This window comes from Mesorhizobium sp. ISC15 (genome assembly GCF_037162615.1).
GTDB lineage: Bacteria > Pseudomonadota > Alphaproteobacteria > Rhizobiales > Rhizobiaceae > Mesorhizobium > Mesorhizobium mediterraneum.
On sequence record NZ_JAVSPX010000001.1, the window covers coordinates 336,647 to 355,000 of the forward strand.

At 61.4% G+C, this 18,354-nt stretch carries 13 protein-coding genes, 1 tRNA gene and 2 rRNA genes (1 of these 16 running past the window's edge); 2 read left to right on the forward strand and 14 right to left on the reverse strand.

Annotated features, from left to right (window positions below):
- Window positions 1–3: 3 nt before the first annotated feature.
- From RPG13_RS01690 to uxuA, 11 genes are all read right to left on the reverse strand, one after another.
- A complete protein-coding gene (locus RPG13_RS01690) occupies window positions 4–1,770 on the reverse strand; it encodes a CoA-transferase (RefSeq protein ID WP_337124293.1) in 1,767 nt (588 codons plus the stop codon).
- Window positions 1,767–2,552 carry an enoyl-CoA hydratase/isomerase family protein gene (locus tag RPG13_RS01695; protein WP_128285997.1) on the reverse strand — a complete coding sequence of 262 codons (786 nt, stop codon included), beginning with the start codon at window positions 2,550–2,552 and terminating at the stop codon, window positions 1,767–1,769. The genes RPG13_RS01690 and RPG13_RS01695 overlap by 4 nt, the downstream gene beginning before the upstream one ends.
- Window positions 2,553–2,554: 2 nt before the next feature.
- Entirely contained in the window at window positions 2,555–3,760 is a 1,206-nt protein-coding gene (locus tag RPG13_RS01700; RefSeq protein WP_128285998.1) for a CaiB/BaiF CoA transferase family protein, read from the reverse strand.
- Window positions 3,761–3,780: 20 nt separating this feature from the next.
- A complete protein-coding gene (locus RPG13_RS01705; protein ID WP_292223994.1) occupies window positions 3,781–4,566 on the reverse strand; it encodes an SDR family NAD(P)-dependent oxidoreductase in 786 nt (261 codons plus the stop codon).
- A gap of 1 nt (window position 4,567) precedes the next feature.
- Window positions 4,568–5,563: an ABC transporter permease gene (locus RPG13_RS01710; protein WP_337124294.1), complete on the reverse strand. Its 996-nt coding sequence runs from the start codon at window positions 5,561–5,563 to the stop codon at window positions 4,568–4,570.
- 63 nt (window positions 5,564–5,626) lie between these two features.
- On the reverse strand, window positions 5,627–7,159 hold the full coding sequence (locus tag RPG13_RS01715; RefSeq protein ID WP_337124295.1) for a sugar ABC transporter ATP-binding protein: 1,533 nt from the start codon (window positions 7,157–7,159) through the stop codon (window positions 5,627–5,629).
- Window positions 7,149–8,132: an ABC transporter permease gene (locus RPG13_RS01720; protein ID WP_337124296.1), complete on the reverse strand. Its 984-nt coding sequence runs from the start codon at window positions 8,130–8,132 to the stop codon at window positions 7,149–7,151. Before RPG13_RS01720 ends, RPG13_RS01715 begins: the two co-directional genes overlap by 11 nt.
- 137 nt (window positions 8,133–8,269) lie before the next feature.
- Window positions 8,270–9,301, reverse strand: coding sequence for a sugar ABC transporter substrate-binding protein (locus RPG13_RS01725; RefSeq protein ID WP_126104796.1), 1,032 nt, complete (start codon window positions 9,299–9,301; stop codon window positions 8,270–8,272).
- Between the two features lie 25 nt (window positions 9,302–9,326).
- Window positions 9,327–10,178 carry an IclR family transcriptional regulator gene (locus RPG13_RS01730; protein ID WP_292651148.1) on the reverse strand — a complete coding sequence of 284 codons (852 nt, stop codon included), beginning with the start codon at window positions 10,176–10,178 and terminating at the stop codon, window positions 9,327–9,329.
- Entirely contained in the window at window positions 10,178–11,326 is a 1,149-nt protein-coding gene (locus RPG13_RS01735; RefSeq protein WP_337124297.1) for an ABC transporter substrate-binding protein, read from the reverse strand. Before RPG13_RS01735 ends, RPG13_RS01730 begins: the two co-directional genes overlap by 1 nt.
- Window positions 11,327–11,446: 120 nt before the next feature.
- Window positions 11,447–12,631 (reverse strand): mannonate dehydratase, encoded by a 1,185-nt coding sequence (gene uxuA, locus RPG13_RS01740; RefSeq protein WP_337124298.1) that lies wholly within the window; start codon window positions 12,629–12,631, stop codon window positions 11,447–11,449.
- 106 nt (window positions 12,632–12,737) lie between these two features.
- Here uxuA and RPG13_RS01745 point away from each other — a divergent pair, with 106 nt between their 5' ends.
- Window positions 12,738–13,523: an SDR family NAD(P)-dependent oxidoreductase gene (locus RPG13_RS01745; RefSeq protein ID WP_337124299.1), complete on the forward strand. Its 786-nt coding sequence runs from the start codon at window positions 12,738–12,740 to the stop codon at window positions 13,521–13,523.
- A 247-nt stretch (window positions 13,524–13,770) separates the two neighbouring features.
- The gene (gene ftsZ, locus RPG13_RS01750) at window positions 13,771–14,778 is read left to right on the forward strand and encodes a cell division protein FtsZ (protein WP_095488178.1); all 1,008 of its coding nucleotides are present in this window, start codon (window positions 13,771–13,773) and stop codon (window positions 14,776–14,778) included.
- A 266-nt stretch (window positions 14,779–15,044) separates the two neighbouring features.
- Here ftsZ and RPG13_RS01755 read toward each other — a convergent pair.
- From RPG13_RS01755 to RPG13_RS01765, 3 genes are all read right to left on the reverse strand, one after another.
- Window positions 15,045–15,121: transfer RNA gene (locus tag RPG13_RS01755), tRNA-Met, on the reverse strand.
- Window positions 15,122–15,349: 228 nt separating this feature from the next.
- Window positions 15,350–15,464: ribosomal RNA gene (gene rrf, locus RPG13_RS01760) — 5S ribosomal RNA — on the reverse strand.
- Window positions 15,465–15,683: 219 nt separating this feature from the next.
- Window positions 15,684–18,354: ribosomal RNA gene (locus RPG13_RS01765) — 23S ribosomal RNA — on the reverse strand (it continues 136 nt past the right edge of the window).

Below are 18,354 nucleotides of genomic sequence, written 5' to 3' on the forward strand. Positions count from 1 at the left end.
GCTTCAGCCTCCTGCGGTCTGCGCGGCGATGCAACGCTCGACCATGATGCGGTCGGCGGCGAGGATCTCGGCGATGAGCGCACCCCGCTCCTTGGCGCTGACGAATTCCAGGCGGCGCAGACCGAGGGGATCGATCCTGTTTCGCAGGACATCAAGCGTGTCGTTTGAGGGGAGCGAAATTTGCCGGCAGTCGGCATCGAATGACACGGGAAAACCAGTGGCATCACGGATCTGCTGCTGCGTGATATCAGGCATGGTTTCGATGACGATCAATTCCCGGCTCGACCGGTCGAGCCGAAAGACGCAGAGATCGGTGAACACCAGCGCCTCGCCGGTCCGATAGCCCATCGGCTCGCGTTCATTCTGGGTGAGTAAGCCGCGCGCCGAACTGGCGATCTCGACGTCGTCCACCAGCGACTGCACCGAATGGCGGGGAACGTAGAGCAAATAGTCGCGATGCATGTTGGCGACATCGGCCATGCCGCCCTGCCCGGGCAGCCGGATGAGGCCGCCGTCGCGCTTGCGCAGCGCGATAGTGTTGACGCGACCGCGTCGATCGACTTGCGCGGCGCCGACGATCTCATGGGTCACCGCGCCGGCCTGATAGTAGGTCGAGTAGGTGTCGTCGCCACCGGCATGCGCCACTGCCGTCTCACAATCGAGGCTTTCGATCAGCGACAGGATCATCGGGCTAGGCGCGATGTCGAGGTGGCCGCAACTCATCGTCGCGATGATCATGTCCGGCGCGTGCGTCGCCTTTGCCAGCCGGTAGGCCACGTTGGCCAGCGGCGACACCGCGCCGGCACTGGCAAAGCTCTCATTGTCGAGTTCGGCGGCGATGCGGGCTGCGATGATCTCGTCGACGGACGCTTTCTTTTCGCCGTGCACGAGCGCGGGCATCGCGATGACCGTTTCGGCGCGGACCTGCGCAGCGTCTTGAACCGGCTCCGGCACGCCTTCGGAAGGCAGGCGGAGAGTGTCCGCCAAAGGTGTTTCCCTGGCTGCGAACGCCCCCGACAACGCTTGATAATCGGTCACATAGAACGGCAGGCATGAGGCCGGATAAGCGCCGCCGGGCGCCAGCGCTATGGCCGAAACCTGATTGCGGGTGAGGATGCTCTGCCGGCCATCATGCCGTAGCGTCCCGACCGGAACGATTTCCTCGACAGTGACCAGCACCTGGCGTGCCGCGCCCGCCATCGCGAAGTCGAGCGCCCTTGGCCCGATGATCTGCACATTACCGCTCTCGTCCGCCCGCTGAGCGTGAACGACGAACGTATCGAGCCGCAGCGGCGGGATGAACCCGGTCTCGGTCCCGGCAACGGGATCGGGAGCGGCGAGCGCGCCCGGCACACGCGCGAGCATGTCCGAGCCCTGCGGAAGCTGGAACGGCATCGACGGCAGGTTCTGTTGCGCCGCCCGCAACGCCTGGATCATCGCCAGCGCCGTCCAGTCGCGAACGGGCACGGCATTCGTCTCGGCAGCCGCGCGGAACCGCGGCGGCAGGCCGAAAATGTCCAGGCTGGAAAAGCAGAGGTCGATTTCCGCTACCGCATCCGCTTCGAGAAGCAACTCGAGCGGCAGCCCACCGGCCCAGCACACGTAGCGCAAATCCTTGATATCCGAGCGGGCGATGGCGCGCAGCAAGGCGATCGGCAGCCGGGCGAAATGGTGGCCGCCGACGCCGATGACGTCGCCACTTCCAACCAAAGCAGCCAGCCCTTCGACATCGGTGAAGCGCGGCCGGTTCGGCTTGACCAGGGATATCATTGCGCAGCCTTCGCGCGCGCCGCGCTTTTCTCGGCGAACGCCTTCACTCGCTGCTGGCCGATCTCGCTGCGATAAAGCCCGCCCAGAATGTCGCGTTCCATGGCGAGGCCATCGGCCAAGTCGCCCGATACGGCATGCGCCGTCAACGCTTTCAGTCCCTCGATCGCTGCAGCCGGTTCGGCGGCGATCATCTCGGCGAGTTCCAGCGCCCGCGGCATCAGCCTTTCGACGTCGACGACCTCGTTGACCAGTCCAGCGTCGATGAATTCGGAAGCCGGCACGATGGCGCCGGTCATCAGCAGGAGATTGGCGCGGTTGCGGCCGAGTTTTTGGACGCTGCGCTGTGTGCCGCCGCCGCCGGGGATCAGTCCGAGTTTGATCTCCGGCAGGCCGAGTTTCGCGAACTGGTTGGCGATCACGATGTCGCAGCACAGCACCAGCTCCATGCCGCCGCCCAGCGCGAAGCCATTGACCGCGGCGATCACCGGCTTGCGGTTATTCTCGATCGCTGCATACATGCGCGTGCCGGCGGCCTGGAAGGCGTCGAACTCGGCAGCCGTCTGGGCGGCGTATTCCTTGATGTCGGCGCCAGCCATGAAGCCGCGTCCTTCGCCGGTCACAACGATCGCACCGACACCGTCATCCCCGGACAGCGCCTCGAAAACATCGATGATCTCGCCTTGCATCAGCTGGTTCATGGCGTTGAGCTGGTCGGCGCGCCGAAAAGTGACGACCGCGACGCGACCCGAGATTTCGACCGTAAGTGTCTGATAGACGGGCATCGTCAGGCAGCGTCCACGGTCATGTCGCCGGACGCTTCCAGGGCGGCGATCTCGTCCTTCGACAGGCCGAACTCGGCCAGGATCTCGCGGCCATGCTGGCCGACCAGCGGGGCTGGCCGTTCGATGGTTGCCGGCGTCTCGCTCATCTTGACGGCCGGCGCGACCACCTTCACCTTACCGCCGCGCGGATGATCATAGCTGGTGATCATGCCCATGTGCTTGACCTGCGGATCCTCCGCCGCGCGGCGGATATCCTTCACCTCGGCGCACCAGATGTCGACTGCCAGCAGCCGCGCCAGCAGATCCTGCGTCGCAAACTTCCTGGTCTCGGCATTGACCTTCTCGAACACCTCGTCGCGCTTGTCGAACAGCGTCTTCAGATCGTCGTAGACGGCAAGCTGCGGCGCCTCCAACGTCTGATACAGCGTCTTGAACGGGCTCATGGCGATCGACAAATAGCCGCCATCCTTCGTTTCGTAGATGCCGAATGGCGCCTGCATGCCGGGATGGCCTATACCAGAATTCGGGCGCACGAAATCCTCGCCGAGATTGAGCACGGCGACGTATTCCTGGTTGAGATGTGCAAGCAGGCCGGCCAGCAGATTGACCTCGATCTTCTGGCCCTTGCCGGTTTTCTCGCGATAGTAGAGCGCCGACAATATGCCGTAGACCATGTTCATCGCGCCGATCTGGTCGGCGAGACCAGCTCCCGCCGGAACAGGAGCCTGATCGCCGCGGCCGGTGTTGGAGATCAGACCGGACAGCCCCTGGATCAGCATGTCCTGGCCGGGACGCTCGACATAGGGGCCTTCCTCGCCATAGCCGGAGCCCGAGCAATAGATGATGCCGGGATTGATTGCCTTGAAGTCCTCGTAGCCGTAGCCGAGCTTGGCCAGCACGCCGGGGCGAAAATTCTGCACCACCACGTCGGCCTTCTTCGCCATGTCCATGACGATGGCGTGCACCTTGCGGCTCTTCAAATTGAGCGCGATGGAGCGCTTGTTACGGTTCCAGGCGAGGAAGTTCGGGCTCTCGGAACCGCCGACCCATTTGGCGAAGAAGGTCATGCTGCGGAACATGTCGCCAGCGCCGGCGCGCTCGATCTTGATGACGTCGGCGCCCATGTCGCCGAGCAGCTGCGTGGCGAACGGCCCTTGCAGCAGATGGCTGAAATCGAGGATGCGGACGCCTTCGAGGGCCTTGTTCATTTTATGTCTCGTTTCGTGTGTCAAAGCAGATCGGGAACATAGCGTGGCGCGGCGGTCAGCCCGCCATCGACGCGCAGGTCGGTGCCAGTGGTGAAGCCGGCGGCATCGGAGGCGAGATAGACGGCGGCTTCCGCCACTTCGGAAGGCTCGCCGATGCGGCCGAGCGGATGCATCTTCACCCACGCCTTGGCGAGATTGCCGCCGATCTCCTTGATTAGCTTGTCGTTCATCGGCGTGTTGATGGTGCCTGGCGAGATCGAGTTGAAGCGGATGTTGAGCGGGCCGAACTCGACCGCCATCTGGCGCGTCATCGCCATCACCGCGCCCTTGGCGCCGGCATAGGCGGTCCAGCCGTCGAGCCCGATATGCCCCTGCGCTGAGGCCATGTTGATGATCGAGCCCGATTTCTGCGCGATCATGTGCGGCAACGCGTATTTGCAGCCGCGAAAGACGCTGGTCAAATTGACCGCGATCAGGCGGTGCCATTGCTCTTCGGTCATCTCGTGGACCGGCATGCCGCCGATGGCGATGGCAGCGTTGTTGACCATGACGTCGAGATGGCCGGTCTTGCCGACGGCCGTGGCAATGACGTTGGCGATGTCGGCCTCTTTCGACACATCGCAATGCACGTAGTCGGCATCTTGGCCGGCCGCGCGCAGTTCCGCTGCGAAATGTTCACCCCTCTCGTCGGCGATGTCGCTCAGGAAAACATGCGCGCCTTCCCTTGCCATCGCCTCGGCAATCGCATGGCCGATGCCGTCGGCGGCACCCGTAATGACTGCGGTTTTCCCTTTGAGACGATCCATGTCAGCCTCCAATGATGCGCCGGCGCTTCGCTTCGTCGAAGGCGACTGCGGCGATGATGATCATGCCGGTGATGACCAGCTGCCACTCGGTCGGCAGGCCGAGCCCGCGCAGCCCGTTGGACAGGAACTGCAGGATCAGCACGCCCAGCGCCATGCCGGTCAGGCTGCCGATGCCGCCGGCAAGGCTCACCCCGCCGAGCACGGTGGCGGCAACGACCTGGAACTCGAAATTCAGCCCGGCCGTATGCTGCGCTGAGCCGACGCGGGCCGCCAGGATGATCCCGGCAACCGTCGCCAGCAGCGCGCTGATGATGAAGCAGATGAACTTGACGCGGCGCACGTCATAGCCGGCGAGCCGCGCCACTTCCGGATTGCCACCGACAGCATAGATCTGCCGTCCGAACGGCCGGTGCCGCATCATGTAGGCGAAGGCAGCAAGCAGGACGAGCGCAATCACCGCCGAATAGGGAACGACATTGAACAGGCGGCCATCCGACAGTGCAATGAAACTGTCGAGAGCGGCATCGTCGGGGATCGCCCGCTGGCCGGTATAAAGATACACCCCACCGCGCATGATGAACATCGTGCCCAGGGTCACGATCAGCGAGTTGATCCCGGCATAGGCGGTGAGATAGCCATTCACCACACCGATGATCAGCCCGAACAACAGCGCGCCACTGATGCCGAGCAGCAGGGAGTTCGTGTCGTTCATGATGATGATCAGCGGCAGCGCGATGGTCGCCAGCAGCGACCCGATCGAAATGTCGACCTCGCCTGACATGAAGACGATGGCGCAGCCGATGCCGGCGGTCAGCGCGAGGGACGCCTGCCCGAGCACGTTGGTCATGTTGCGCACGGAGAAGAAATTCTCGGCCGTGAAGGAAAAGAATGCGATCACCAGGATGAGGCAGAGGAGCAGCGCCAGTTCCTGTCGCGCGAGGAGTCGCGCCAGCATGGACGGCCCGGCTTTCATGGTGTCAGTGCTTGCCAGGCTCATCGCTTGCTCCCTTCGAAGGCGCCGGCCGGATGACAGGGAATGCTGCCGCGAAGCGTCATCGTCTTATCCGATCGCTGCATTGAGGATTTTCTCCTGCGTGGCGTCGTCGCGGGACATGATCGCGGTGAGCCGGCCTTCGCACATCACCGCGACACGGTCGGAAAGGCCCAGCAGCTCAGGCATTTCCGACGTCATCATGACGACCGCCAGGCCTTCGCCGGCGAGCCGGTCGATGAGCGCGAAGATCTCCGACTTGGCGCCGACATCGATACCGCGGGTCGGCTCGTCGACGACGATCACTTTCAGGCCCCGCATCAGCCAGCGCGAGATCAGCACCTTCTGCTGATTGCCGCCGGACAGATTCTTGATCTGCTGGAACAGGCTGGGGGTCTTGATGCGGAAGCGGTCGACATAGTCCTGCACCGCCTTGCGTTCCCCGACCTTGTCGATGAAGCCCATACGGGCGAAGGCGCCGAGCGAGGCGAGGCTGGCATTCTGGTAAACCGGCAATTCGCCCATCAGCCCTTCGCTCTTGCGGTCTTCGGTGAGCAGGCCGATGCCGAGCCGGACACCCGTATGCGTGTCGTGCGGCAGCAGGCGGTGACCGTCGACGGAAATCGTGCCGGAGGTGATCGGATCGAAGCCGACAATCGCCTTGGCAAGCTCGGTTCGGCCCGCTCCCATCAAGCCGAAGAAGCCGAGGACTTCGCCGGCGTGCGCCTCGAAGGACACGTCCTTCAGCTTTTTCGCCGTGCTGAGCCCTTGCACGGAAAGGGCAACCTTGCTGCCCGGCGCGCCGCGCTTGCGGGGAAACAGGCTTTCGATGCGCCGGCCGATCATGTCCTGGATCAGCGTGTCGTTGGTGTGCTCGCCGATCGGTCGGGTCGAGACGTGCCGACCGTCGCGCAGAACAGTGACGGTGTCGGCAATCTCGAAAACCTCGTCGAGCTTGTGGCTGACATAGAGCACCGCGATGCCGAGCGCGGCCAGCCGGCGGATGACGGTGAACAGCAGCGAAATCTCGTTTGGCGTCAGCGAGGACGTCGGCTCGTCCATGACCACGACGCGGGCTTCGTGGGCGAGCGCGCGGGCGATCTCGACCATCTGCTGCTGGCTGACCGGCAGCGATCCCGTCCGCGCCGCCGGATCGACGTTGAAGCCGATGCGGTTGAACAGCGCGGCGGAATCGGCGCGGATTTTCCTCCAGTCGATCGAGCCGCCTTTGCCGGTCGGATAACCTTCGAGGAAGATGTTCTCGGCCACGGTGAATTCGGAGATCAGCGCGATCTCCTGGAACACGACCTTGATGCCCTCTTTCAGGCTGTCGCGCGGCGACTTGATGTCTAGCTCGCGACCGTGCATGCGGATGGTGCCGGCATCCTTGCCGTAGACCCCGGCCATGATCTTGATGAGCGTCGACTTGCCGGCGCCGTTCTCACCCATCAAGGCGTGGATCTTGCCGGGCTCTAGGGTGAGGTCGACATTGTCCAGCGCCACCACACCCGGAAAGCGTTTATCGATGCCGCGCATCTCAAGCGCCGGCATGCTTTTGTCGACGGCCGCGCCTTCGCCGGGGTGAAGGAAATCAACGGACATTGGCTCTGTTCCGGATGATGTCGAGATAGGTTGCCAGAATGATGACCACGCCGGGCACCACCATCTGCAGGTCCTGGTTCCAGCCCAGGATGATGATGCCGTTGTCGATCACCTTCAGCACCAGAACGCCGAGCAGCGTGCCGAACAGCGATCCGTGCCCGCCGAGCAGGCTGGTGCCGCCGAGGATGACAGCGGCGATCACCGTCAGCTCGAAGCCGCGTCCGGCGGTCGGCTGGCCCGCATTCATCAGCGACGACAGGATCATGCCGGCAACCCCGACGCACAGGCCGGTGACGACGAAGGCGAACAATTTCAGGCGTTGCGAGCGTACACCGGAAAGGCGAACCGCACGCTCATTGGCACCGACCGCATAGAGGTAACGGCCAAGCGTGGTGAAGCGCAGCGTCACGGCCGCGATGGCGAAGATACCCACCGCTATGACGACGGGCAGCGGTATCGCGCCGATATAGCCGGCTCCGAGATCGGTGAAGCTGACCAGCCGGTGATGGTTCTGCACCGCCTCGCGGGTGAACAGATAGACGCCGCCCTGCAGCATCATCATCGTGCCGATGGTGGCGATCAGCGAGTTCACCTTGAGCCTGGTGACGACCAGCCCGTTGAACAGGCCGACCCCGCCGGCAAAGGCGAGCGCTGCCAGCAGGCCGAGCACGAGGCTGTGCGTCGAGTTGAGCACCGCCATGCCGATACAGCCGACGAAGGCGAGCGACGCCCCGACCGAGAGATCGACCTCAGCGGTGATGATCAGCATGGTCATGCCCGAGGCGACGATCAGCACCAGCGCGCATTGGCGCAGGATGGCGATGATATTGGCCTCGGAATAGAACTGTGGCGCCGCGATCGAGATGGCGATGCAGAGCACGGCCAGAATAATCCCCAGCACGAGCTGGCTGCTGCCCAGCAACTGGCCGCCGATGAAACGCCTTGGCGCGGAAGATTGCGTAAGCTCGCTCATTTCCATTTCATTTCCGGGGCGGCATCGGGGTGCCGTCGCCATTTGGAAACCTGCCTAAACCGGGCGGTTGACCTGTTTTGCCGTCGCCATCCGATCCGCTGCCCTTCCCGCCGAGCGGGAAGGGCGATTTTGGGATCCTACTTCTTCAGGTCGGCGGAGGTTTTCATGCACTTTTCCGGCGGCTGAAGCGCGTTGACGGCATCCCATTTGATCGTCCGGACAGTGCCGTCGTAATCGTAGTACTTCTTCCAATCGTCGCCGTTCATCGGCGCGGTCGGGCTGACGATGTGCTCGGGCACCTCTTCGCCGTTGAACAGCTTCACTGCGGCATCGATGGCGGTGTAGCCTTCCTTTTCCGGGAACATCGCGGCTTCGATGCGGTAGGACGGCTCGTTCTGTATCGCATTGATGAAGGCAAGGCCCTCGCCGCCCGTGCCGACCGTCAACAAATTATCCTGCGACTTGCCGGCCGCTTTCCAGGCCTGCAGGCCGCCCAGCGACGAGGAATCGTTGATGCCATAGATGATGTTGATGTCGGCGTTCTTGGCAAGTGCCGCCGAAGACACTTCGAGCGCGCGGTCAGGATTGCCGCCGCCATCGAGATCGTGGACCATGACCGCGTCAGGGATGATGGTCTTCAGGCCGTCCATGAAGCCTTGCGAACGCAGGACGGTGGCAGACAGGAGCGGCAGGCCGACATTCATCACCTGGGCTTTGCCGCCGAGCTTTTCCTTGGCGTATTTGCCGGCTTCGACGCCAGCCGTGTAGCCGGTATCATAGTCGCAGATCGCGACCATGGTCGTCATGCCCTTGACCGGATTGCCTTCCAGAACGACGGGGACGTCATTGGATTTCGCCTGGCGCAGCAGCGGCACGACGCCCTCTTCGTTGACAGGCGTGACAATCAGCACGTCGACGCCCTTGGCCATGAAGTCTTCCGCGGCAGAAACCTGCTTGGCGATGTCGAGATTGGCGTCCTGCACCTCGAGCTCGATGCCGAGTTCCTTGGCGCGAGACTGCATGCCCTTGATGACATTCTGATACCACTCATGGGTGGCGTAGTTGGTGACGTAGCCGATGCGCTTCGGCATGTTTTCGGCCTGCGCGGCAGCGGCGCTCAGGGCCAGCGCGGCCGCCGAGGCAAACAGGATTGATTTGGACCAATTCATCTTCTTCTCCCTATTTATCATCTTTTTAGTTGCTGAACGGATAGTCCCGCCGTTCCGGGTCGGCACGTGACGAAGCGATGATTTCACCTGCGCCCAGCGCCGCCGATATCGTCTCGGCTGCCGCTTTCGCCCGTTCGAAGATGGTTTCGCGATCGAAGCGCGCGGCTTTCTGCGGTAGGAACGGGACTGTGAGCGCGGCAATGACCGCGCCGGTGTGATCGCGCACCGGCATTGAGACGTTGGTGCAGGCCTCGACGGCCAACGAGGGGCGCATCTCATAGCCGAGCCTTGCGACCTCGTTCAGCCGCGCTTCGATTTCGGCCCGCGTACCCTGCCCCTCGCCGGCAGCCACGATTCGCTCGACGATGCGGTCGCGCTCGGCCTGGTTCGAATGTGCGAGCAGCACTGCGCCGGAGCTCGTTTCGAGGATCGGGAAATGCGAGCCGAGCGCGACCGAGTAGCGCATCGGCAAAGGCGAATCGATCTGCAACACCACCAGCGCGCTCTCGCCTTCGCGAACAACCAGATGGCAGCTTTGATCGGTATTGGCCGAGAGCTCGCGCATCACTGGCAGGGCGCATTCGACCAACCGGTTTACCGGCGGATGCATATGCGCCAGCTCGAACAGCTTTAGCGAAAGGCGGAAGCGGTCGGATTGCGTCCGGAAGATGTAGCCGCGCTTCTCCAGCAGAAGCAGGATGCGGTATATCTCATGGATGGAACGCCCCAGGCCGGCGGCGATCTCGGTCTGGGTCAGCGGCTCGGCACTGGACGCCATGAACTCGAGAACGTCGAGCGCCTTTTCCACCGCCGGCACGCGATATCCGTTGCGGCCGCTTTCGCCTTCTTCGACGATCTGGGCTATGTCGGCGGCCATTATGCGACGCTCCGTTCCGGTTGGCCTCGTCTGGTCTCGCGGTAGAGGCGGTTCAGCCGATCCGCGAGTTCGGTCGCGGGCATGCCGCCGGCGATGGCAGCGGCCGCATGCGGAGCGCATTCGCGGAAAAAGGTGATGAAGCCCGGATGCGTTGGGCGCAGGTAGGACGCTTCGATCGTCGCAAGCGTCGAGCTGAAGAAATTGCCGGAAAGATCGTTGACTTCGGCGTCCTTCCACGCCGCCAGCGATCCCGGCTGTCCGCCCGACCTCACACAATCACCCCGCTGATACTCGGGCGAACACAGGAAAAGCGCGTAGTCGATCGCCGCCTGCTTTTGCTTCGACCGGGCGCTGACGCCGATACCGGCGCCGCCGAGCAAGGCGCCAGCGGATCGCGGGGTCGGCACATCGGCGAAACGCAGATACGGCCTGTCGGCCTTCGAGGCATAGTTCACATAGCCGAAGGCGAACGGCACATAGACCACATCGTCATGCGCGATCATGTGGTCATAGCAGCGGATCGGATTCCATTTCGACGAATTCGGATGCGACAACTCGACAAGCTGACGCAACTGCGTGACAGCCTGCTCGACCCTGTCCCTTGCAATGAATTCCTCGCCGTTTTCCTGCGGATGGCCGAGGGTCAAGAGCAGGCACATGGCGTCCGTCGGCACGAACGGCAGGCCAAGCCACTTGCCGTCCTTGCGCACGCGACGGCCAAGCTCCAGCACCTCTTCATGAGTAGTGGGCACCGCTGCGTAGCGCTCCAGGAGATCCGGGCGATAGGAGGCGACCTGGCAGGCGGCATCGATCGGCAGTGCCCACTGGCGGCCGTTCCGTGCATAGGATCGCCAGGACGCGCCGACCGAGTCGTGCTCGAAGAAGCGGCGCTGCTCCACCGACAAATAGCCGTCGAACGGCACCATCAACTCGCCGTCGGCGATGTCGCCGATAAAGGGATGATCGAATACGATCAGATCGTAGGTGCCTAGCACCGGACCAAGCACGCCCTCGCCGAACTCGTAGAGGCTGCGGCGGTCCCATTCGATTTCCAGACCGGGATTGTCGGAGCAGTACGTCTCGATGCTGGCGTCGAGCGGACCCCAGCAGCGTCGATGATCCCACGCCAGACCGCGCAGCCTTGTCATTCCTGAAAAATTCCTCCCGAACCGGGCGCTAGCCCGATCCGAGATTACTAGCAGGTATTTTTACCTGCGCAAGATATTTTCACATAGGAAAACTACGTTTGGGCTTCCTGTTTGGCGATCTCAGGCCAGCCCAAAACGCTCCACGGCGCGCATGATGCCACGCAGCTCGGCGAGGCCCTTCAGGCGGCCGATCAATGAGTAGCCGGGATTGATCTTGGTCTTGCCGATATCGTCGGCGAGCAAATGGCCATGATCGGGACGCATCGGAATCCGCCAGTCGGCGCGACCTTCCCTGCGACGGCGCGTCTCTTCCTGCATCAAAGCGAGGATGACATGCGCCATGTCGGTGCCGCCCTCCAGATGCTCGGCCTCGTAGAAGGAGCCGTCATCCTCGATGGTTACATTGCGCAGATGGACGAAATGGATCCGGTCGGCGAATTCCCTGACCATGCCGACAATGTCGTTGTCGGCGCGCGTGCCATAGGAGCCGGTGCAGAACGTCAGCCCATTGGCCGGGCTGTCGACGGCGTTAAGGATGAAACGCGCGTCCTCGGCGGTCGAAACGATCCGTGGCAAGCCATAGAGCGAGAACGGCGGGTCGTCGGGATGGATGCACATGCGCACTCCCTCCTGCTCGGCCACCGGAATGATCTCGCGCAAAAACCAGGCAAGATTGTCGCGCAACTCCTTCGGCCCGATCGAGTCATATTCCGCCAATGCCTCGCGAAAGCTTTCGCGATTATAGCTGCGCTCGGTCGCCGGCAGGCCGGCAATGAGATTGCGCTCTATCCTGTCGATCTGCTCGTCGCTCAGTTCCTTCAGTCGCGATTCCGCCTCGGCGATACGGGCGGCGCTGTAGCCGGCCTCGGCATTCCTGCGCTTCAGCACAAACAGGTCATAGGCGGCGAAATCGATCGCATCGAAACGCAGCGCATAACCCGTTGTCGGAAGCCGATAGGCCAGATCCGTGCGGGTCCAGTCGACCACGGGCATGAAATTGTAGCAGATCGTCGCAATGCCGGCCTTGGCGAGCGCACGGATCGTGTCCTTGTAGAAGCCGACATAGCGAAGCCGTTCCGCCGAGCCGATCTTGATCGAGTTGTGAACGGGAATGCTCTCGACGACCGACCAGGTCAGCCCTGCCGCCTCGATGATCCGCTTCCGCTCCAAAATGCTGTCGAGCGGCCAGGCACGCCCGTCATATATGTCGTGCAGGGCCGTCACCACGCCTGTCGCACCTGCCTGCTTAACATGATCGAGCGTCACCGGATCGTCCGGTCCATACCAGCGCCAGCACTGTTCCATTGAGACTTTCCCTTTGCGATAAAAACAGAACAGAAAGGTATTGTTGGGCCACAATGGAAGTCAAACTAAAGCCGGCTTCCGACGACCAATGAAGGAGTTTTCCGCAATGAAGGATTTCGACGGCAAGATCGCTCTGGTGACGGGGACGACCGGGATCGGCCTGGCAACTGCCAGACGTCTCGCGGCAGGGGGTGCTGCGATCATCGCTTGCGGCATCGACCGCGCGGCCAACGCGGCGATGACGGCGGAACTGGACAGCTCCGGCGCCGAGGCGCTGGTCATGGCCGTCGACGTGTCGGTGCCGGATCAGGTTCGCGACGCGGTCGCGGCCGGTGTCGAGCGGTTCGGCGGCCTCGATATCATCGTCAATTCCGCGGCGGTCCATCCATATGGAACCGCTACCAGCACCGATTTCGACACCTGGAACCAGGCGATGTCAGTCAATGTCGGCTCGATCTACCTGACCGCGCATTTCGGCATCCCGGAAATGATCAAGCGGGGCGGCGGCGCCATTGTCAACGTGGCTTCGGTGCAGGGCTTTGCCTGCCAGCAGAACGTCGCCGCCTATGCCACGACCAAGGGTGCCATCCACACATTGACGCGCTCTCTGGCGCTCAACTACGCACGCTCCGGCATTCGCGTCAACTCCGTCAGCCCTGGCTCGATCCGCTCGCCAATCCTGGAAAAGGCGGCGCGCGGCGAGAATGGCACCGATGCCGATGTCGAGGCGGCCTACAGGCGCTTCGGCGAAGCCCACCCCATCGGACGCATCGGCGAGCCGGAGGAAGTGGCGGAACTCATCGCCTTTCTGTGTTCGTCGAAAGCCGGGTTCTGCACTGGTGCGGACTACAAGATCGATGGCGGCCTGACGGCCGGCATCGGCGTGAAGTAGAACAGGAAGATCGCCCCGGCCCTACCCAGAGACGCTGACATCAGACAACTTTCGAAGCACTGACGGCGAACCAATGGCGCGTAACATGCGCGAGTTTGCATAGTGCACTTGCAGCCGAGTCAACCGTCTGATTCCCTTAGGCACGCTGGGCTGTCCTGATTCGCTCACTGTCCAAAGTCTTGCAGTGCGTCGGGAACAAGCCTTCCACCGACCCCTGCGCTTGCGCATTCAACGGGAGAGACGGCAAATGAACACTGCAACGAGGCCGGTAATCTCCGAGATGAGGCCCAAAATATCCGTCATCGGAGTTGGCGGCGGTGGCGGCAATGCCATCAACAACATGATCGCCGAAGGCTTGCAGGGCACCGAATTTATCGTTGCCAACACCGATGCTCAGGCGCTCACCATGTCGAAGGCAACGCGGCTGATCCAATTGGGAGCTCACGTGACGGAGGGCCTGGGTGCAGGATCGCTGCCCGAAGTTGGCCATGCCGCTGCCGTGGAATCGATCGACGAAATCATGGACCATCTCGCGGGAACGCATATGTGTTTCGTGACCGCAGGCATGGGAGGCGGAACTGGAACCGGTGCGGCACCGGTCATAGCGCAGGCCGCGCGCAACGCGGGAATACTGACGGTGGCCGTCGTCACCAAGCCGTTCGTGTTCGAAGGGAACCGTCGAATGCATGCGGCCAATGAGGGCATCGAGCGGCTCCGCGAGAGCGCCGATACCGTCATCGTCATCCCGAACCAGAACCTCTTCAGGATCGCCGATGCCAAGACGACGTTCGCGGACGCGTTCGCCATGGCGGACCGTGTCCTCTACGCGGGCGTCGGCTGCATCACCGATCTCATCGTCAAGGAAGGGCTGATCAATCTCGACTTCGCCGATGTGAAGTCGGTGATGCGCGATATGGGTCGCGCGATGATGGGCACCGGCGAAGCCACCGGGGAGGACCGCGCCAGGAAGGCGGCCGAGGCGGCAATCGCAAACCCGCTTCTCGACGAAGCGTCGATGATGGGCGCCAAGGGCGTCCTTGTCTCGATATCGGGCGGCACTGATATGACGCTGTTCGAGGTCGACGAAGCTGCCACCCGCATACGCGAGGAGGTCGACGCCGACGCCGATATCATCGTCGGCGCCATTTTCGACAAGGCGCTCGCCGGAAAATTCAGGGTGTCGGTCGTTGCGACGGGATTGCGGCGAGGGCTTGAGATACCGCTGATGGCGGGGTCGGAAAACCGTGTGAATTGAGCAACGCCCTTATGGCGGCACCGCGGCAGGTTTCGACTGAGGGTCCGCGGCTCTGAGACCGCCGACGGACGGCAGACGGGCGGGCTTGCCCAAACCGCAATTGTTGCGGCATGAGCTGCGGTTTAGATTGTCGATTCTGTCTGCGCGACTCTACCGTTGAATTGGAACGCCTGCTCAGCGCTCATGCCCCGGCCGCGTGAACAGGGTCTCGACCGTGCCGGGCCGCAAACGCAAAACGGCCCGCGTGAAGCGGGCCGTTTTTGATTTGGTTGCGGGGACAGGATTTGAACCTGTGACCTTCAGGTTATGAGCCTGACGAGCTACCGGGCTGCTCCACCCCGCGTCAACTTAACGGCGAATGCCGGCCGGGCAGCCCGGACTTGTTGGTTTGTCCGTCCTCAAGGCCTTGGCCTTTGTGGGCGGACGGGTGCTGCTCCACCCCGCGTCAACTTTTGAAACAAGTCAGCGCTTAGTTGGTTCCGCCAAATGAAAGGGCCGCTTGCGCGGCCCGGGCTCCCGTATGGCGGGCCTGTTTTGTAAGGAGAAGATTTTTTCAACGTGCGTTTTGCAGACCTGGCAGCGACCTACTCTCCCGCGTCTTGAGACGAAGTACCATCAGCGCTGGAGCGTTTCACGGCCGAGTTCGGAATGGGATCGGGTGCAGCCGCTCCGCCATAACCACCAGGTCGGCAAAGCGCACGTTGCTCGAGAAGCTGTTTTCTGTGCCAAGGCGACATTGCAGTTCGTTACGGGCGAAGCCCGCAAGTGCGACTGCACGTCGCCGGTCGTCCGGCGCCCTCGCGGAGCATAGGCCCGTAAGGGCCGCTCATGCGTGAGCGCTGGTAAGACCATCGTGTCAGGCGACAATCCTTCAGATTGCGCCGAGATGGGCATAAGGAATGAGAACGATCAAGCCGATCGAACTATTAGTACCGGTAAGCTTCAAGCGTTGCCGCTCTTCCACACCCGGCCTATCAACGTGGTCGTCTTCCACGGTTCTCAGGGAATACTCGTTTTAAGGTGGGTTTCCCGCTTAGATGCCTTCAGCGGTTATCCCGTCCGGATATAGCTACCCTGCTATGCGGCTGGCGCCACAACAGGTCCACCAGAGATCCGTCCATCCCGGTCCTCTCGTACTAGGGACAGATCCTTTCAATATTCCTACACCCACGGCAGATAGGGACCGAACTGTCTCACGACGTTCTGAACCCAACTCACGTACCGCTTTAAATGGCGAACAGCCATACCCTTGGGACCTGCTCCAGCCCCAGGATGCGATGAGTCGACATCGAGGTGCCAAACAACCCCGTCGATATGGACTCTTGGGGGTCATCAGCCTGTTATCCCCGGCGTACCTTTTATCCGTTGAGCGATGGCCCTTCCACGCGGGACCACCGGATCACTATGACCGACTTTCGTCTCTGCTCGACTTGTCAGTCTCGCAGTCAGGCAGGCTTATGCCATTGCACTCAGCGAACGATTTCCGACCGTTCTGAGCCCACCATCGCGCGCCTCCGTTACTCTTTAGGAGGCGACCGCCCCAGTCAAACTACCCACCATACATTGTCCCGGACCCGGATAACGGGCCGCGGTTAGACATCCATAGTGATAAGGGTGGTATTTCAAGGGTGGCTCCACCTGAGCTGGCGCCCAGGTTTCAAAGCCTACCACCTATCCTACACATGCCACTACGAATGCCAATGTAAAGCTATAGTAAAGGTGCACGGGGTCTTTCCGTCTAACCGCAGGAACCCCGCATCTTCACGGGGAATTCAATTTCACTGAGTCTATGCTGGAGACAGCGGGGAAGTCGTTACGCCATTCGTGCAGGTCGGAACTTACCCGACAAGGAATTTCGCTACCTTAGGACCGTTATAGTTACGGCCGCCGTTTACTGGGGCTTCGATTCAGAGCTTGCACCCCTCCTCTTAACCTTCCAGCACCGGGCAGGCGTCAGACCCTATACGTCGTCTTGCGACTTCGCAGAGCCCTGTGTTTTTGATAAACAGTCGCTACCCCCTGGTCTGTGCCACCCTCCTCCACTTGCGTGGAAAAGGGTCACGCTTCTTCCGAAGTTACGCGTGCAATTTGCCGAGTTCCTTCAGCATAGTTCTCTCAAGCGCCTTGGTATACTCTACCAGTCCACCAGTGTCGGTTTCGGGTACGGTCTATAAGGAGGAGCTATTTCCTGGAACCACGCAGCAGCCCTTTCAATCCGATAAGATTGGACTACCTCAATGATCCGTCACTTCCTCCAGGCCCACGAATATTAACGTGGTTCCCATCGTCTACGCATTTCTGCCTCGACTTAGGGGCCGGCTAACCCTGCTCAGATTAGCTTTAAGCAGGAACCCTTGGACTTTCGGCGGGGGAGTCTCTCACTCCCCTTACGTTACTCATGTCAGCATTCGCACTTCTGATACCTCCACCACCCCTCACGGGTATGGCTTCATCAGCTTACAGAACGCTCCGCTACCGCTTGCATTGCTGCAAACCCTAAGCTTCGGTGTATGGCTTGAGCCCCGTTACATTTTCGGCGCAAAGACCCTTATTTAGACCAGTGAGCTGTTACGCTTTCTTTAAATGATGGCTGCTTCTAAGCCAACATCCTGGTTGTTTTGGGATCCTCACATCCTTTCCCACTTAGCCATAACTTGGGGACCTTAGCTGTAGGTCAGGGTTGTTTCCCTTTTCACGACGGACGTTAGCACCCGCCGTGTGTCTGCCGACTAGTACTCCCAGGTATTCGGAGTTTGGTTAGGTTTGGTAATCCGGTGAGGACCCCTAGCCCATCCAGTGCTCTACCCCCTGGGGTATTCGGTCGACGCTCTACCTAAATAGATTTCGCGGAGAACCAGCTATTTCCGAGTTTGATTGGCCTTTCACCCCTAGCCACAAGTCATCCCGAACTATTGCAACAGTTATGGGTTCGGTCCTCCAGTAAGTGTTACCTTACCTTCAACCTGCTCATGGCTAGATCACTCGGTTTCGGGTCTAATGCGACGAACTGAACGCCCTGTTCAGACTCGCTTTCGCTGCGCCTACACCTAGCGGTTTAAGCTTGCTCGTCACACTAAGTCGCTGACCCATTATACAAAAGGTACGTGGTCACCCAGGACGAACCTTGGACTCCCACTGTTTGTAGGCAATCGGTTTCAGGTACTCTTTCACTCCCCTTGTCGGGGTGCTTTTCACCTTTCCCTCACGGTACTAGTTCGCTATCGGTCATGCACGAGTACTTAGGCTTGGAGGGTGGTCCCCCCAATTTCAGACAGGATTTCACGTGTCCCGCCTTACTCGAGGACGATGATTTGCATTACGCGTACGGGGCTGTCACCCACTATGGCCCTACTTTCCAGAAGGTTCCGCTTGTCTCATCATCGCCACTGGCCTGGTCCGGGTTCGCTCGCCACTACTGCCGGAGTCTCGGTTGATGTCCTTTCCTACGGGTACTTAGATGTTTCAGTTCCCCGCGTTCGCCACTTTACCCCTATTTTATTCAGGGTAAGTTACCTATTATCGATACTTGGAAACCACAGCAGCAGGTTGCCCTGCTACTCTGATTTTCCAAGCACC

Excerpts from the sequence above, each read along its gene's own strand:
- RPG13_RS01690 (WP_337124293.1), bottom strand. The coding sequence starts at position 1,770 with ATGATATCCCTGGTCAAGCCGAACCGGCCGCGCTTCACCGATGTCGAA.
- RPG13_RS01695 (WP_128285997.1), bottom strand. The coding sequence starts at position 2,552 with ATGCCCGTCTATCAGACACTTACGGTCGAAATCTCGGGTCGCGTCGCG.
- RPG13_RS01700 (WP_128285998.1), bottom strand. The coding sequence starts at position 3,760 with ATGAACAAGGCCCTCGAAGGCGTCCGCATCCTCGATTTCAGCCATCTG.
- RPG13_RS01705 (WP_292223994.1), bottom strand. The coding sequence starts at position 4,566 with ATGGATCGTCTCAAAGGGAAAACCGCAGTCATTACGGGTGCCGCCGAC.
- RPG13_RS01710 (WP_337124294.1), bottom strand. The coding sequence starts at position 5,563 with ATGAGCCTGGCAAGCACTGACACCATGAAAGCCGGGCCGTCCATGCTG.
- RPG13_RS01715 (WP_337124295.1), bottom strand. The coding sequence starts at position 7,159 with ATGTCCGTTGATTTCCTTCACCCCGGCGAAGGCGCGGCCGTCGACAAA.
- RPG13_RS01720 (WP_337124296.1), bottom strand. The coding sequence starts at position 8,132 with ATGAGCGAGCTTACGCAATCTTCCGCGCCAAGGCGTTTCATCGGCGGC.
- RPG13_RS01725 (WP_126104796.1), bottom strand. The coding sequence starts at position 9,301 with ATGAATTGGTCCAAATCAATCCTGTTTGCCTCGGCGGCCGCGCTGGCC.
- RPG13_RS01730 (WP_292651148.1), bottom strand. The coding sequence starts at position 10,178 with ATGGCCGCCGACATAGCCCAGATCGTCGAAGAAGGCGAAAGCGGCCGC.
- RPG13_RS01735 (WP_337124297.1), bottom strand. The coding sequence starts at position 11,326 with ATGACAAGGCTGCGCGGTCTGGCGTGGGATCATCGACGCTGCTGGGGT.
- uxuA (WP_337124298.1), bottom strand. The coding sequence starts at position 12,631 with ATGGAACAGTGCTGGCGCTGGTATGGACCGGACGATCCGGTGACGCTC.
- RPG13_RS01745 (WP_337124299.1), top strand. The coding sequence starts at position 12,738 with ATGAAGGATTTCGACGGCAAGATCGCTCTGGTGACGGGGACGACCGGG.
- ftsZ (WP_095488178.1), top strand. The coding sequence starts at position 13,771 with ATGAACACTGCAACGAGGCCGGTAATCTCCGAGATGAGGCCCAAAATA.